Source organism: Bradyrhizobium sp. HKCCYLRH3097 (assembly GCF_051167875.1).
Taxonomy (GTDB): domain Bacteria; phylum Pseudomonadota; class Alphaproteobacteria; order Rhizobiales; family Xanthobacteraceae; genus Bradyrhizobium.
This window is the reverse complement of record NZ_JBNPTX010000001.1, coordinates 1,176,668-1,191,851: the sequence shown is the minus strand read 5'-3', so window position 1 is coordinate 1,191,851 and position 15,184 is coordinate 1,176,668. Positions and strand designations below refer to the sequence as shown.

Genomic DNA, 15,184 nt, shown 5'->3' with positions numbered 1-15,184 from the left:
CTACAGGCGCTCTCGCATCATCCGCGCGATCGCCTCGCCGATCACGACGGTGGTGAAATGCGTGTTGGCGCGGCAATCGGACGGCATGATCGAGGCATCGGCGACGCGCAGGCCGGCAATGCCCTTCACGCGGCCGTCCGGATCGACCACGCCGTCGCCATCGTCGAATCCGCTCATGCGGCAGCTCCCCGCCGCATGCTGGATGTCGCCGGTGACCTGCCGCAGCAGCGCATCGAGCTCGGCCTCGGGCAGCGCAGCCGCCTGCGGCAGCGTGAACTCCGTATCGCCGAGGCGAATCCAGTCGGCGATGTCGCGCAGCGCCGGCTGCACCGTGATCACGGCCAGCCGCTTCACCGCGTCCCGCATTCGCGCCACGTCGCGCGGATCGGCCAGCATGTTCTCTTCGACGATCGGATCCACGCTCGGATCGGTCGAGGCGAGCTTGAGCGTACCGCGCGAGAAGGCGTTGAACAGTCCGGCGCCGATCGCGCCGGGCACGCCGATGCCCCGATGGTTGAACGCGATCAGGATCATGTCGCGCTTGCCGCCGCCGGCGAGGCCCGACGAGTAGGTGACGCAGCAATTGGTATGGCGCGTGTCGCGGTCGGTCGGCCGCAGCGCCTCGCGGAGCTGGATCGTGGTGCGGAACAGCGGATGATCGAAGAAGTGCCGGCCGACCGGAAGATCACGCACGACCGCAACTCCCATCGCCAGCAGATCGGTCGCAGGGCCGATACCCGAGCGCAGCAGGATCGCGGGGCTGTGGATCGCGCCGGCACACAGCACGACCTCGCGCGCCGCGACGTTTTTCACGCCTTCACCTTCGATGTGGACGCGCACGCCGGTCGCCCTGCCGTCGCTGATCAGCAGCCGATCGACCAGCGCCCGCCCCCGGATCTCCAGGTTCGAACGGCCGCGGGCGGGCTCGAGATAGCCCTCATTGGTGGAGATACGGCGGCCGTTGCGGCTGTTGATCGGATAGCAGGCGACGCCCTCGCCATCGGGCCCATTGAGATCGTCGCACCAGCGATAGCCGCTCGCCAGCGCGGCATCGCGCAAGCCACGGTCGATCGGGCCCCATGTGTCAGGCGGTGCGCGAGTGACCGGAAGCGGGCCGCCGCGACCGTGTGCCTCGCGATCACCGAATGCGAGATCGTCCTCGATCACCGCGAACAGCGGCATGATGTCCTTGGCCGACCATCCCGTGCAGCCATTGGCCGCCCATTCATCGAATGCATCGGCCACGCCGCGGATCGCGATCTGGCCGTTCATCATCGAGCTGCCGCCCAGCCCCTTTCCGCGCCAGTAGAAACGCATGTCCTGCCCGGCGACGCGGCGGGACATCAACTGCGGCCACTGCCATTTCTCCTGGAAGGCGCGATCGTGGATGATCGGAATCGGGTTCGGCGTCACGATCTCCCACGGCGCGTCGTCCGCGCGCCAGTCCGCGCCGGCTTCGAGCAGCAGGACCCGCGTCCGGGGGTCTTCGGACAGGCGTGCAGCGACGACCGCTCCCGCGGAGCCGCCGCCGACCACAATGACGTCATACATGGACTGAATTCTCGCTTGTTCTCAGGCACCGCAACCATGACGGCCAGCTTGCGCTGCCGAGAGCGATCCGTGAAGCCCTCGAAAACTCAGGCTGTCAGCATGCCGACGCAGAGCTGCGGCGCATCCTCGGCAACGAGACAGGAGGCGACGGCGATCACCTCGCGCGCCGATTTCCAGGCGCCGCCGCCACCTGCCGGGCCATTGGTGTAGAGCGTCTCGACCTCGTTGCCGATGCGGATCGCCTCCGCCATCGTCTCGGTCCGCCCGGCGACACGAACGCGCACCTCGTAGGGCTCGGCGCCCTGTGCGCGATCGTCGCCATGCAGCGCATTCAACCCGATCAGGTCGCAGCGCAGCTCGTTCACCGCCACGCCGGTGAGCGCGAGGCGCTCCCTGACGACATCGAGCGCAAGGTGGCCGCGCGTGACCGCGCCAGGGCCGGCATAGGAGATCTGCCCCTCGCCGATATAGGAATCGAGATAGCCGACCGAGGTCTTCAGCAGTCCCGTCTTCGGCCGGCCGCGACCGCCGACCACCCTGACCCGGTCCGGACCAAGCTCCTCGACGGTCACCTGCGAGAAATCCGCCACGACGTCGGGTTGGAAATATTGCTCGGGATCGTGGATCTCATAGAGCAGTTGCTCCTTCACGGTCGCCGGCGTGACGCAGCCGCCGGAGCCCGCGACCTTGGTCACGATCAGTTCGCCATCCTCGCGCACCTCGCCGATCGGAAAGCCGAGCCGGGCGAGATCGGGAACATCCTTCGCTCCGGGATCGGCGAAATAGCCGCCGGTGATCTGTCCGGCGCATTCGAGCAGATGACCGACGACGGTGCCCTGCCCGAGCCGGTCCCAATCATCCAGGGCCCAGCCGAACTCGTGGATCAGAGGTCCGAGAAACAGCGCCGGGTCGGCGGCGCGCCCGGTGATCACGACATCCGCGCCGGCCGCGAGCGCCTCCGCGATCGCGCCCGCCCCGACATAGGCGTTGGCCGAGACGACCCGATTGCCGAGGGCCCGGATCGTGTCGCCGGTGTCGAGCACGACATCCGCTGTCTTCAACGGCTCCAGAACATCGTCGCCGGTCACGGCCGCGATCTTCAGCCCCGTCAATCCAAGCCGGCGCGCGATGGTGCGGGTGGCTTCGGCCGCGGCGACCGGATTGGCCGCCCCCATGTTGGTGACGATACGGACGTTGTTGGCGCGGCAGATCGGCAGCACGGCTTGCATGCGTGCCGCCAGCAGCGGATCATAGCCGGCGGCCGGATCCTTCATGCGCGCCTGCTGCGCCAGCGCGATCGTGCGCTCCGCCAGGCACTCGAACACGAGATAGTCCAGGCCGCCCTTCGCCGCGAGCTCCACCGCAGGCTCGATCCGGTCACCGGAATAGCCCGCTCCGGCGCCGATCCTGATGCTCCGCATCGGCCGCTCCTTCTGACATCGTGCGCCGTTCGTCGGCTTCTGCCGGCCACATTAGCGGCCGCGGTCCGAGCTTGCCAGCGTCCGCGTGGAACGGTCAGGCTGCGATCGTGCTGCTAGTCCGCGAGGGCCAGCGTCGGCGCCTCGCTGCTCGCCGTGCATGCGACGGCAACGGCCATGTGGTCGTCGGCCCAGCACCAACGCTGGCCGCCGGCACGCTTGGCCGCATAGAGCGCGCGATCGGCCTGGTCGAGCAGCGCCTCGGTGTCCGCCTGCCGGTCCTCGGTGACCAGGATGCCGGCGCTGGCGCCGATCTGAACGCGCGTTCCAGCCAGCGTGAAGGGTTGCGACAGCGCCGTCACCGCCGCTTGCGCGAACGCGAGAGCGGCGTCACGTCCCACTGCGGGCAGCAGCAGCATGAATTCGTCGCCGCCGAACCGCGCCGCCAGGCCCGTTTCGCCGAGGCAATCCTGCAGACGTGCGCCGACCTGGCACAGCAGCTCGTCACCGGCCTGATGGCCGAACCGGTCGTTGACGAGCTTGAAGCCATCGAGATCGACCGCGATGATGGCGACGGGGCGATCGCACCGGCCGAGCGCGGCGATGAACGCGGCGCGGTTCGGCAGGCCGGTGAGGAAATCGCGCAGCGCCTGCCGCGCCAAGGCCTGCTGCGCCGTGATCCGCTCGGTGAAGGCGGCCGTGAGTCGATACGACGTGCCGCGCAGCGTGATCCAGAACAGCACCACCATGCCGGCGCCCATCCGGTACACCGGTTCGAGCTGCATCAGACAGGCCACCACGGTCGGAATCAGCAGCACCGCCGAGGAGGTCATGACGATCCATGGGCTGACCCGCGACACGATGCCGACGCAGAAGGCCATCGACAGGCCGAAGCACATCCAGATGCCCGGCCCGTCGCCGATCTGAAACGCGCGTGCCGACAACGCACCGACGGCCAGACCGAAGGCGGCGGCGCCGAGGCCGTAGAGGCGTTCCCAGCGAATGATCGCATCGTGATCGAGCCGATCGAAGCGCGCGGCGAACATCCGTAGCTTGAGAACACGAAGGGCGCCGATCACCAGCAGCACCACCGTGATCGCGGCGTAGCCCGGATCGCGCGCAACCCAGGCCATCACGCTGCCGATCACGACGGCGGCGGCCGAGATCGTCCCGACCAGCGGCATCGAGCTGTACAGCAGATGCGCGAGATCGCGACGAATGTCCGGGTCCAATCGATGCATCGCAATTCCAGTTCGCCAAGCGCGCGCACTCTCGTACCCACGCCTTAACGAAATCTCGCTGCACCCGCGAAGGGCTGCCATGCGCCGCGGATGCTTAAGAGATCCTCACCGCGACGATGACAATGCAAGTGGATACAATGCGAATGATGGTACGCGCACGCGCGCATGAGCGATGCAGGGGCGGGATCAGCTCGCCCAATTGTCTCGGAATTCGCCGAACAGCGTGATGCCGCCGCATGCATAGATCGTCTGTCCGGTGATGTAGCTCGCTTCGGACGAGGCGAGAAAGGCGAACACGCCGGCGATCTCTTCCGGGCTCGCCACCCGCCCCATCGGAATGTGGGACTCGACCGCCGCGCGCTTGGCCGGGTCCCCGGTCCAGGCCGCGTTGATCGGCGTGTCGACGGCGCCCGGCCCGACCGAATTGACGCGGATGCCGCGCCCGGCGAATTCGAGCGCCAGGGTCCGCGTGAGGCCCGCCATCGCGCTCTTGCTGATCGAATAAGCGAGATAGCCGGGCTTCGGAATGATCTGGTGCACGCTTGAGGTGTTGATGATGTTGCCGCCGCCGCGCGTGACGAAATGCGCCAGCGCGTGACGCGCGCAGAGCACGGCACCGTTGAGGTTGACCTCGAGGATCTTGCGATACGTGTCGACGTCGAGCGCCTCGCTGGGCGATTCCCGCTGAAAGCCGGCATTGTTGACCAGGCAGTCGAGCCGGGGCCAGCGCTTCAGCACCGTCTCGAACATCTCGGCGATCTCGGCCTCGACGCCGATGTCGGCCTTCACGGCAACGTGATCGCGCGAGCCGTGACCATGCGCGGCAGAGGCGGCCTGCACCAGCGCCAGGGTTTCGTCGCCGGACGGCGACGGGCCGCCGAAATTGATCGCGACATGCGCACCCTCCTCGGCAAACCGCACCGCGATCGCGCGGCCGATGCCTTGCGTTGCGCCCGTCACCAGCGCGTAGTGTCCGACGAGACGCGACGCCCGTTCGGCTGGTTGGTCAGATGGCTCCATGTCTCGACTCCGTGAAAATGATCTCGCCTCAGCACGCTGCGATGACTCGCGTTCGGATGACAAGGCTATCAGGAGTCTGGTATCGCTCCACTCCGTATCCGTCGTTGCGCACGCAGGCGTGAGACGTCATGTATCTCGGCATCGATCTTGGAACATCCGCGGTCAAGACGATCATCGTCGATGACACGCAGCGCGTCGTTGCGAGCCGCAGCCACGCCTTGACGATGGACGTGCCGCGACCGGGCCGGGCCGAGCAGGACCCCGCCGCATGGATCGGCGCGGTGTTCGCCACGCTCGATGCGCTGAAGGCGGATCATCCCGGCGCGTTGGCGGCGGTGGACGCCATCGGCCTGTCGGGCCAGATGCATGGCCCGGTGCTGCTCGATGCCGCGATGAATCCGTTGCGGCCCTGCATTCTCTGGAACGACGGCCGGTCGGAGCGCGAATGCGCTGCGCTGGAGCAGCGCTGGTCCGCCTTGCGCACGATCACCGGCAACAAGGCGATGCCCGGCTTCGCCGCGCCGAAGCTGATGTGGATCGCGGCGCACGAGCCCGAGATCTTCGCGGCCACGCGGCTGGTTCTGCTGCCGAAGGCCTATGTCCGGCTGGTGCTGACGGGCGATGCGATCGAGGACATGTCCGATGCGTCCGGCTCGCTCTGGCTCGATGTCACCAGGCGCGACTGGTGCGACGAGGGCCTCGCCGCCACCGGCCTCACCCGTGCGCAGATGCCGCGCCTCGTCGAAGGCTGCGCGCCGGCAGGCCGGCTGCGCAGTAACCTCGCGGAACGCTGGGGCATGACGAAGCGCCCAACCATCGCGGGAGGCGCCGGCGACAACCCGGCCGGCGCCATCGGCATCGGCGCGATCCGGCCGGGCGCCACGTTCATCACGCTCGGCACGTCCGGCGCCGTGATCTCGCCGGTCGACGCCGTCACGGCCAATCCCGAGCGCGTCGTTCACACCTTCTGTCATGCCATCCCGGCGATGTGGCTGCAGGCTGGCGCGATGCTGTCGGCGGCCTCATGCCTCGCCTGGGTCGCGCGGCTGCTCGGCGCGAGCGAGACCGAGCTGCTCGCCCCGCTGGGCGCGGGGCCCGCCGCGCCGTCGCCGGTCAGCTTCCTGCCCTATCTCGCGGGCGAGCGCACGCCGCATGACGATCCCCATGTCCGCGGCCTGCTCGACGGCCTGAGCCACGCCACCGACCGCAACGCCATCGTCCAGGCAGTGCTCGAGGGCGTTGCCTTCGCACTGGCCGACTGCCGCGACGCGCTGACGGAAACCGGGCTCGTCATTGCCGAAGCGGATGCGATCGGCGGCGGATCGCGCTCGGACCTTTGGCTGGCGATCCTGGCGAATGTGCTCGGCATTCCCGTTCATCGGCTGGCCGAGGGCGAGACCGGCGCCGCCTTCGGCGCGGCGCGGCTGGCACGTCTTGCCGTCACCGGTGAGGACATCGGCGCGGTCTGCACGCCGCCGGCGCGCGTGCGGACCTTCGCTCCGGACGTCGCGCTGTCGGCAGCCTATGCCGAGCGGCGGCCGCGCTGGCGACAGCTCTATCGTCGGCCGAGCTAACCGGATCTCCGAAAGGCATTCGTCGCGGCGACGTGTTGCGGCGGCGTCTCTTTCATATTGTATTCGGCAACAGCCTCTAGTTTAATGGCTTCCCGCGCCAGCGATCAACGAGCCGCGGACGACGAGACGACGTGCATTGGGAGGCACGATGAGCGGTCCGATCCTCGAGATGCGCGGGGTGTCGAAGTCATTCTTCACCATCAAGGCCCTGCACAAGGTCGACCTCACCGTCTACGCCGGCGAAGTCCATGCGCTGATGGGCGAGAACGGTGCCGGCAAATCCACGCTGATGAAGATTCTCTCCGGCGCCTATCGCCCGGATCCCGGCGGTGAGATCCGCATCGAGGGCCGGCCGGTGCGCATCGAAGGGCCGATGGGCGGCCGCAACGCCGGCATTTCGATCATCTACCAAGAGTTGTCGCTGGCGCCGAACCTGACGGTCGCCGAAAACATCTATCTCGGCCGCGAGCTGTCGCAGAGCGGCCTGCTCGCGCGCAGCACGATGCGCGAGGGCGTCGGACCGATCCTGGACCGGCTCGGCGCCGATTTCACGGCCTCCACCTTGGTGGCCGAGTTGTCGATGGGCCAGCGCCAGCTGGTGGAGATTGCCCGCGCGCTGCATGCACGATCCAAGATCCTGATCATGGACGAGCCGACCACCTCGCTGTCGGCCGGCGAGAGCGAGAAGCTGTTCGCGCTGATCCGCCAGCTCCGCGCCGAAGGGCTCGCCATCATCTACATCTCGCATCGCATGGACGAGGTCTATGCGCTCGGCGACCGCGTCACCGTGCTGCGCGACGGCCGGCTGGTCGGCTCGCTCGACAAGCCGGAGATCCGCGCCGACAGCATCGTCCGCATGATGGTCGGTCGCGACGTGTCGTCGTTCTACAAGAAGGACCACGACCCGCACGCCAAGCGTGATCGCGCGGTGCTCAGCGCCGTCGACCTCGGCGACGGCCATCGCGTCAAGAATTGCTCGTTGACCGTTCATGCCGGCGAGGTGGTCGGCCTCGCCGGGCTGATCGGCGCCGGACGCACCGAGCTCGCGCATCTCATCATCGGAGCCGCGCCGAAGACGACCGGACACATCGAGCTCGACGGTGAGAAAGTCAGCATCGACACGCCGCGCGATGCGCTCGATGCCGGCATCGCCTATCTGACCGAGGACAGGAAGGCGCTCGGGCTGTTCCTCGACATGTCCTGCGCCGACAACATCAACCTCGCCGTGATCGGACGGGACGCGAAGCCCGGCGGCATTCTCGACCGCGACAAGGCGCGCGCACGCGCCGACGAGGCGTTCAGCGCGCTCGGCATCCGCGCTCCCAATCCTGGCGTCACCGTCGGCGGCCTGTCGGGCGGCAATCAGCAGAAGGTGCTGCTGTCCCGCCTGCTTGCGACCGCGCCGAAGGTCCTGATCCTGGACGAGCCGACCCGCGGCGTCGATGTCGGCGCCAAGTCCGAGATCTATTCGATCATCGACAATCTCGCCAAGTCCGGCACCGCGATCCTGGTGATCTCGTCCGATCTGCCGGAGATTCTCGGCATCTGCGACCGCGTGCTGGTGATGCGCGAAGGGCATCTGGCCGGCGAGTTGCAGCAGAGCGCGACATCCCCCATCACCCAGGAAGACATCATGGCGCTGGCCACCGGGACGGAGCACGTCGATGCCTGACAACAGTTCGTCGCAAGCCAAGACCGCGCCTTCATCCGGCCTGCCGTCCGCATCGGACAACAAGCAGCAGCGGCTACGGCTGATGATCCGCGCCGCCGGCATGCTGCCGGTGCTGCTGATCCTCTGCGTCGGCTTCCACATGCTGTCCGACGGACGCTTCTTCTCAGGACAGAATCTCGGCATCGTGCTGCAGCAGGCCGCCGTGAATACCGTGCTCGCCGCCGGCATGACCTTCGTCATCCTGACCGGCGGCATCGATTTGTCGGTCGGCTCGATCCTCGCCGCGGCTGCCATGGCCGGCCTGACACTGTCGAAGATGCCCGATCTCGGCGCACTGTGGCTGCCGGCCGCGGTGCTGACGGGCCTTGCCTTCGGCGTCGTCAATGGCGCGTTGATCGCGCTATTGCGGCTGCCGCCGTTCATCGTGACACTCGGGTCGCTCACGGCGGTGCGCGGTCTCGCCCGCCTGATGGGTGGCGACACCACCGTGTTCAACCCATCGATTCCCTACGCCTTCATCGGCAACGCCTCGCTGACGATCATTCCCGGCGTCGTCTCGATCCCCTGGCTGTCGGTGATCGCGCTGCTGGTGATCCTGGGCTCCTGGCTGATCCTGCGCCGGACCGTGCTCGGCGTGCACATCTATGCCGTCGGCGGCAATGAGAGCGCCGCGCGACTCGCCGGCATCAAGGTCTGGGCGGTGCTGATCTTCGTCTACGGCATGTCCGGCCTGCTCGCCGGCCTCGGCGGCGGCATGCAGGCGGCGCGGCTCTATGCGGCGAACGGTCTGCAGCTCGGCCAGTCCTACGAGCTCGACGCGATCACCGCCGTCATTCTCGGCGGCACGTCGTTCGTCGGCGGCATCGGCTCGATCTGGGGCACGCTGGTCGGCGCGCTCATCATCGCGGTGTTGTCGAACGGGCTCATCTTGGTCGGCGTGTCCGACATCTGGCAATACGTCATCAAGGGCCTCGTGATCATCGGCGCCGTCGCGCTCGACCGCTACCGGCTGCAGGGCTCGGCCCGCACCTGAGACAACATGGCGGGCGCCACCGGGGCCCGCCACAACGCATTCTTCCACGGCCACTGGTCCGCCGTGCGTAGACGAACAGGAAGGACCAGGGAGGAAACACATGGTCAAGTCGATGTTATCAGCCGGTGCCGCGCTGGCGCTCGTGATGAGCTCCGCGCCGTCATCGGCCAAGGAGCTGAAATCGATCGGCGTGTCGCTGGGCTCACTCGGCAACCCGTTCTTCGTCGCGTTGTCGAAGGGCGCCGAGTTCGAGGCCAAGAAGACCAATCCCAACGTCAAGATCACCGCGGTCGGCTTCGAATATGATCTCGGCAAGCAGGTCACCCAGATCGACAATTTCATCGCCGCCGGCGTCGACATGATCCTGCTCAACCCGGGAGATCCCAAGGCGATCGGCCCGGCGATCAAGAAGGCGCAGGCGGCCGGCATCCTCGTCGTTGCGGTCGACACCGCCGCCGAGGGCGCCGATGCCACCGTGACGACCAACAACGTGCAGGCCGGCGAGATCTCGTGCCAGTACATCGTCGACAAACTCGGCGGCAAGGGTGACGTGATCATCGAGAACGGGCCGCAGGTGTCGGCGGTGATCGACCGCGTCAACGGCTGCAAGAGCGTGTTCGCCAAGGCCCCCGGCATCAAGGTTCTCTCCAGCGACCAGGACGGCAAGGGCTCGCGAGAGGGCGGCCTCACGGTGACGCAGGGCTATCTCACCCGCTTCCCGAAGATCGACGCCATCTTTGCCATCAACGATCCGCAGGCGATCGGCACCGATCTCGCTGCGCGTCAGCAGCAGCGCACCGGCATCATCATCACCGCGGTCGACGGCGCCCCCGACATCGAGGCGGCGCTGAAGGATCCGGCCTCGCAGCAGATCCAAGCCTCGGCCTCGCAGGATCCGTTCTTCATGGCCCGCCGCGCCGTGCAGATCGGCGTCGGCCTGCTCAATGGCCAGAAGCCGGCCTCGACGGTCGAGCTGCTGCCCTCCAAGCTGATCACGCGCGACAATGTCGGCGAGTACAAGGGTTGGACCTCGGAGCGGAAGGAATAGAGTTCGATCGTCGACCCGCATCTGATTGAAAGCATCGAGAAGCGCCGCCCTCTCTGGGGCGGCGTTGTGCTTGGAACCACATTCTGTCTCGTCGGCGTGCCCTCAACGACCGATCGCCGCGGACTCGCGCGTCGATGGCAGATGTGGCAATCAACGTTCTCGACGGCGGAATTCAACCTGCGCTGGTGGCATTGGAGCTGGCGGTTCCTCCCGGGGATGGCTGCCAAGCTCGACGATCTCGGCCGCGGCCTGGTGCGGGCGCAGGGCCTGTTCCATTCCACAGCAGGAATTCCTCGCCGCGCTCGGCCGCGCATAGGACCGCGCTCAATCAGCGCCCTGTCGCGTTTGCGACAAGACTCCCCTGTTTGTCCCCGCTTTCCGCTGGTCCGGAACTTGCGTGGGCCTGCCTGACGGCATCAATCAGCAGGCGATCCGATGGCTTTCACCGCAGTCTGTCCGACAAGCGCCATGACCGAAGGCGGCATGGGCCTGTACCAGGTCGGCAAGAAGAGCGTGCTGCTGCTCTGGCCCCGTGGCGGCGAGCTGAAGGCCTATCGCGGCCGCTGCCCGCATGCCGACGTGCCGCTGGCGGAAGCGACCTTCGACGGCCGGACGATCACCTGCCCGCACCATCAATGGGGCTTCGACGCCACCCATGGCAAGTGCGTCACCCATCTCGTCCGCAATGCGCTGCACGCCTACCCGCTGCAGGTCGAGGGCGATGAGATCCAGGTGGATGTCGGGCCGGTGAAGCCGGCGCGCGCCGCGAGCTGATCGGGCCCAGGCCGGCCGCGGGGCGCTCGACGGTCGCGCGGCAGACACCTGCCCGCACGCCGCCGCAGCTATCCCGTTGCCATCAGCCGCTTCATGAACTGGTCGACCTCGCGACGCAGCGTCTCGACCTCACCATGGACCCGCTCGGAGGCATTGTTGACCCGCGCCGCGATCCGGCCGGTGTCGGCGGCAGCGCTGCTGATCGCGCCGACATTGGACGCGACCCGTGCCGTGCCGGACGAGGCTTCCTGAACGTTGTGCGCGATGTCTCGCGTCGCCGCCGCCTGCTGGTCGACCGCGGCCGAAATGGCGGAAGCGATCTCGTCGATCTCGGCGATCGTTCGCGCGATCGCCTCGACCGACGCGACCGACGTGGAGGTCGAGTGCTGCATCTCGTTGACCTTGGCGCTGATCTCTTCGGTCGCCTTGGCGGTCTGATCGGCAAGACTCTTGACCTCGGCCGCAACGACGGAAAAACCACGCCCGGCGTCGCCGGCCCGCGCCGCTTCGATCGACGCATTCAGCGCCAGGAGATTGGTCTGTTCCGCGATCTCGCTGATCAGCTTGACCACGTCGCCGATCCGGACCGCGGCATCGGCAAGTTCGCGGATCTCCCCGCCGGCACGATTGGCCTCGCTGACCGCACGCCCGGCGCTTTCGGTGGAGCGTGAAACCTGCCGGCCAATTTCGGCGATCGAGGACGCGAGCTGATCGGCCGCGCCCGCCGCCGTCTGAACATTGGACGACGCGCGCCCCGAGGCGGCGATCACATCCTCGGTCTGGCGGCTGGTTTCCGTCGCGGCCGTCGCGACGTGGCCGGCATCGGACTCGAGATCCTCCGCTGCACCGACGAGGCTGACGACGATCTGGTCGAGTTGGGTGCCGAACTGCCGTGCCAGACCCGCAATGTCGACCACCCGGCGGCCGAGGCTGTCGGTGCCCTGGTTGATGATCGCCGCGGACCGGCGGAATGCGCCAGGCAGGCCTCGCGCCATGATCTTGCGGAAATGCTTGCCGCGGCTGGCATAGTCCATAGAGGCCGACGCTTCGCGCACGAAGGCGTCGGTGATGTCGAGCATGTCGTTGATCGATTTCTGCAACAAGCCGATGTCGCCGTGCTGGCGCCGGCTCAGCACCCGCGGCTCGAGGTTGCCTTTGGCCGCGCTGTGACACACCATGGCCGCCTCCGCGACCACGGCAGCCGCCAACCGCAGCTGCCACAGGGCAAGGCCGAGCAGCAGCGCGACCGCGATGAGCAGCGCTCCGCCTGCCGCGGGCGAGGTCGTGCCGGCGACGACGAGCCAGGCCAGCGCGCCGAGTGTCAGCAGCGCCGCCGCCGCGATCGCGATCTGCGCCTTAGAGAGAGAGCACGAACTCATCATATTCAACGCCTTGTTGTTTGATCGCCGCGACCATCATGTCAAAGCTTGCGCGCAGGCCATCCTTGGCATTGGCGTGGCGCGCCTCTTCGTCGCACAGCGCCTTGTAAATGGACTTGAGCCGCTCGATCGGCGCTCGCTCGGGTCTGCGGCGGTTGGAATGGTAGCCGATGATATTGCCCTGGTCGTCCAGCGTCGGCGTCACATGGGCGAGCACCCAATAATGGCTGCCGTCCTTGGCCAGGTTGACGACATAGGCGAAGATCTCGCGCTTGGCCTCCAGCGTGTCCCACAGCAGCTTGAAGACGCAACGCGGCATCTCGGGATGGCGGATCAGGCTGTGAGGCGCTCCCAGGAGCTCGTCATAGCTATACCTGGCCATGCGAACGAAGACGTCGTTGGCGTAGGTGATGCGTCCCTTGCGGTCGGTCTTCGAGACGATCAGGTCTTCTTCGCCGAGCATGTGCTCGATTCCCGTCGGCTTCACAACGTGGGCCATGGCTGGTCCTCCTTGCGGTCATCACGATGCGGGGCGGACAGACGGGATGTCCCGGCCTTCACGGACGGTCCGGTCGAGGCGCTGGCGGAACCGGCGTCGTCCGGCATGCGGCCGGGTGTCGCCGAGACCCCCATCGACCGGCTTTCGTCGGCTCAGGAAAAAGGCTGTCCGCCTCACCGGCCTCAATCTGACGTTAACTGTCAAACATCGCGTTAACCGGGAGGTCCGCCAAACTACAGAGACCGCCCGCGGCAGGGACGGGACGCGCCGGCTCGATGGTCGGCGTTGGGTCTGGACCGCTGGCCGGAGGATCGCATCGGCCGTCGCCTTGTCGGAAGATGTGGCACAAGGACCAGGAGGTGCGTACGTGACGCCACGCAACCTCGTGAGACGCGCACGGGCCGGTCGGGGCGCTCATGCCCGACCGGCCCGGCGCCCCCTGCCTCAGAAGAAGCCGAGCTTCTTCGGGCTGTAGCTGACCAGCATGTTCTTGGTCTGCTGGTAGTGGTCGAGCATCACCTTGTGGGTCTCGCGTCCGACGCCCGACTGCTTGTAACCGCCGAACGCCGCATGCGCCGGATAGGCGTGATAGCAGTTGGTCCAGACGCGCCCCGCCTGGATGTTGCGGCCGAAGCGGTAGCAGGTGTTGGCGTCGCGGCTCCACACGCCGGCGCCAAGACCGTAGAGCGTGTCGTTGGCGATCGCCAGCGCCTCGTCCTCGGTCTTGAAGGTGGTGACCGAGACGACCGGCCCGAAGATCTCCTCCTGGAACACGCGCATCTTGTTGTGTCCCTTGAACACCGTCGGCTTGACGTAATAGCCGCCGGCGAGATCGCCGCCGAGCATGTTGCGCTCGCCACCGATCAGGAGCTGCGCACCCTCGTTCTTGCCGATGTCGATGTAGGACAGGATCTTGGTGAGCTGCTCCGAGGAGGCCTGCGCGCCGATCATGGTGGCGGGATCGAGCGGGCTGCCCTGCACGATCGCTCCGACGCGCTTGAGCGCACGCTCCATGAAGCGTTCATAGATCGATTCATGGATCAGCGCGCGGCTCGGGCAGGTGCAGACCTCGCCCTGGTTGAGCGCGAACATCACGAAGCCCTCGATCGCCTTGTCGAGGAAGTCGTCGTCCTCGGCGCAGACGTCCTTGAAGAAGATGTTGGGCGACTTGCCGCCGAGCTCGAGGGTCACCGGGATCAGGTTCTGCGACGCGTATTGCATGATCAGCCGCCCCGTCGAGGTCTCGCCGGTGAAGGCGATCTTGGCGATGCGGTTCGACGATGCCAGCGGCTTGCCTGCTTCGAGGCCGAACCCGTTGACGACGTTGAGCACGCCCGGCGGCAGCAGGTCGCCGACGATCTCCATCAGCACGAGGATCGAGGCCGGTGTCTGCTCGGCCGGCTTGAGCACGACGCAGTTGCCGGCGGCGAGCGCGGGCGCGAGCTTCCAGGCCGCCATCAGGATCGGGAAATTCCACGGAATGATCTGGCCGACGACGCCGAGCGGCTCGTGGAAGTGATAGGCGATGGTATCGTGGTCGATCTCGGCGATCGAGCCTTCCTGCGCGCGGATCACGCCGGCGAAATAGCGGAAGTGATCGATGGCGAGCGGGATATCGGCGGCGGTCGTCTCGCGGATCGGCTTGCCATTGTCCCAGGTCTCGGCGAGCGCGAGCTTGTCGAGATTGGCCTCCATGCGGTCGGCGATCCGGTTGAGGACCATCGCGCGCTCGGTGACGCTGGCGCGGGCCCAGCCGTCCTTGGCGGCATGCGCGGCGTCGAGCGCGGCCTCGATGTCAGAGGCATCGGAGCGCGCGATCTGGCACACCGGCTGGCCGGTGATCGGCGAGATGTTGTCGAAATATTTGCCGGCGTTGGGGGCCTTCCAGGCGCCGCCGATGAAATTGTCGTAACGCGCAGCGAACGGCGGCTTGAACGCCGCATTGACGTCAACCTTGGTCATCTGTCTCTCCCAT

General features: G+C 67.2%; 12 protein-coding genes. 5 read left to right on the top strand and 7 right to left on the bottom strand.

Going from position 1 to position 15,184, the window contains the following annotated elements; translation table 11 throughout:
- The 4 genes from ACQR0U_RS05375 to ACQR0U_RS05360 form a co-directional block, all read right to left on the bottom strand.
- On the bottom strand, positions 1 to 1,551 hold the full coding sequence (locus tag ACQR0U_RS05375) for a GMC family oxidoreductase (protein WP_434842683.1): 1,551 nt from the start codon (positions 1,549 to 1,551) through the stop codon (positions 1 to 3).
- Between the two features lie 86 nt (positions 1,552 to 1,637).
- Positions 1,638 to 2,972: an acyclic terpene utilization AtuA family protein gene (locus tag ACQR0U_RS05370; protein WP_316185849.1), complete on the bottom strand. Its 1,335-nt coding sequence runs from the start codon at positions 2,970 to 2,972 to the stop codon at positions 1,638 to 1,640.
- Between the two features lie 113 nt (positions 2,973 to 3,085).
- Positions 3,086 to 4,210: a diguanylate cyclase domain-containing protein gene (locus tag ACQR0U_RS05365; RefSeq protein ID WP_434842682.1), complete on the bottom strand. Its 1,125-nt coding sequence runs from the start codon at positions 4,208 to 4,210 to the stop codon at positions 3,086 to 3,088.
- A 186-nt stretch (positions 4,211 to 4,396) separates the two neighbouring features.
- Positions 4,397 to 5,230: a glucose 1-dehydrogenase gene (locus tag ACQR0U_RS05360; RefSeq protein WP_315713946.1), complete on the bottom strand. Its 834-nt coding sequence runs from the start codon at positions 5,228 to 5,230 to the stop codon at positions 4,397 to 4,399.
- A 128-nt stretch (positions 5,231 to 5,358) separates the two neighbouring features.
- Between ACQR0U_RS05360 and xylB the strand changes: the two genes are divergently transcribed.
- The 5 genes from xylB to ACQR0U_RS05335 all read left to right on the top strand — a co-directional run bounded on the left by xylB (position 5,359) and on the right by ACQR0U_RS05335 (position 11,331).
- Positions 5,359 to 6,804 (top strand): xylulokinase, encoded by a 1,446-nt coding sequence (xylB, locus tag ACQR0U_RS05355; RefSeq protein WP_315752631.1) that lies wholly within the window; start codon positions 5,359 to 5,361, stop codon positions 6,802 to 6,804.
- Between the two features lie 148 nt (positions 6,805 to 6,952).
- Positions 6,953 to 8,476, top strand: a complete 1,524-nt coding sequence (locus ACQR0U_RS05350) for a sugar ABC transporter ATP-binding protein (protein ID WP_315713944.1) — start codon at positions 6,953 to 6,955, stop codon at positions 8,474 to 8,476.
- Complete coding sequence (locus tag ACQR0U_RS05345) at positions 8,469 to 9,509, top strand: ABC transporter permease subunit (RefSeq protein ID WP_315713943.1); 1,041 nt, start codon at positions 8,469 to 8,471, stop codon at positions 9,507 to 9,509. The genes ACQR0U_RS05350 and ACQR0U_RS05345 overlap by 8 nt, the downstream gene beginning before the upstream one ends.
- Before the next feature lie 100 nt (positions 9,510 to 9,609).
- Positions 9,610 to 10,557: an ABC transporter substrate-binding protein gene (locus ACQR0U_RS05340; RefSeq protein WP_315713942.1), complete on the top strand. Its 948-nt coding sequence runs from the start codon at positions 9,610 to 9,612 to the stop codon at positions 10,555 to 10,557.
- A gap of 435 nt (positions 10,558 to 10,992) precedes the next feature.
- Positions 10,993 to 11,331 (top strand): Rieske 2Fe-2S domain-containing protein, encoded by a 339-nt coding sequence (locus tag ACQR0U_RS05335; protein ID WP_315713941.1) that lies wholly within the window; start codon positions 10,993 to 10,995, stop codon positions 11,329 to 11,331.
- A gap of 68 nt (positions 11,332 to 11,399) precedes the next feature.
- Here the strand turns inward: ACQR0U_RS05335 and ACQR0U_RS05330 are convergent, their stop codons facing one another.
- The 3 genes from ACQR0U_RS05330 to adh form a co-directional block, all read right to left on the bottom strand.
- Positions 11,400 to 12,710 (bottom strand): methyl-accepting chemotaxis protein, encoded by a 1,311-nt coding sequence (locus tag ACQR0U_RS05330; protein WP_434862678.1) that lies wholly within the window; start codon positions 12,708 to 12,710, stop codon positions 11,400 to 11,402.
- A complete protein-coding gene (locus tag ACQR0U_RS05325) occupies positions 12,688 to 13,209 on the bottom strand; it encodes a PAS domain-containing protein (RefSeq protein WP_434862677.1) in 522 nt (173 codons plus the stop codon). The genes ACQR0U_RS05330 and ACQR0U_RS05325 overlap by 23 nt, the downstream gene beginning before the upstream one ends.
- A gap of 444 nt (positions 13,210 to 13,653) precedes the next feature.
- A complete protein-coding gene (gene adh / locus ACQR0U_RS05320) occupies positions 13,654 to 15,171 on the bottom strand; it encodes an aldehyde dehydrogenase (RefSeq protein WP_315713938.1) in 1,518 nt (505 codons plus the stop codon).
- Positions 15,172 to 15,184 lie beyond the last annotated feature (13 nt).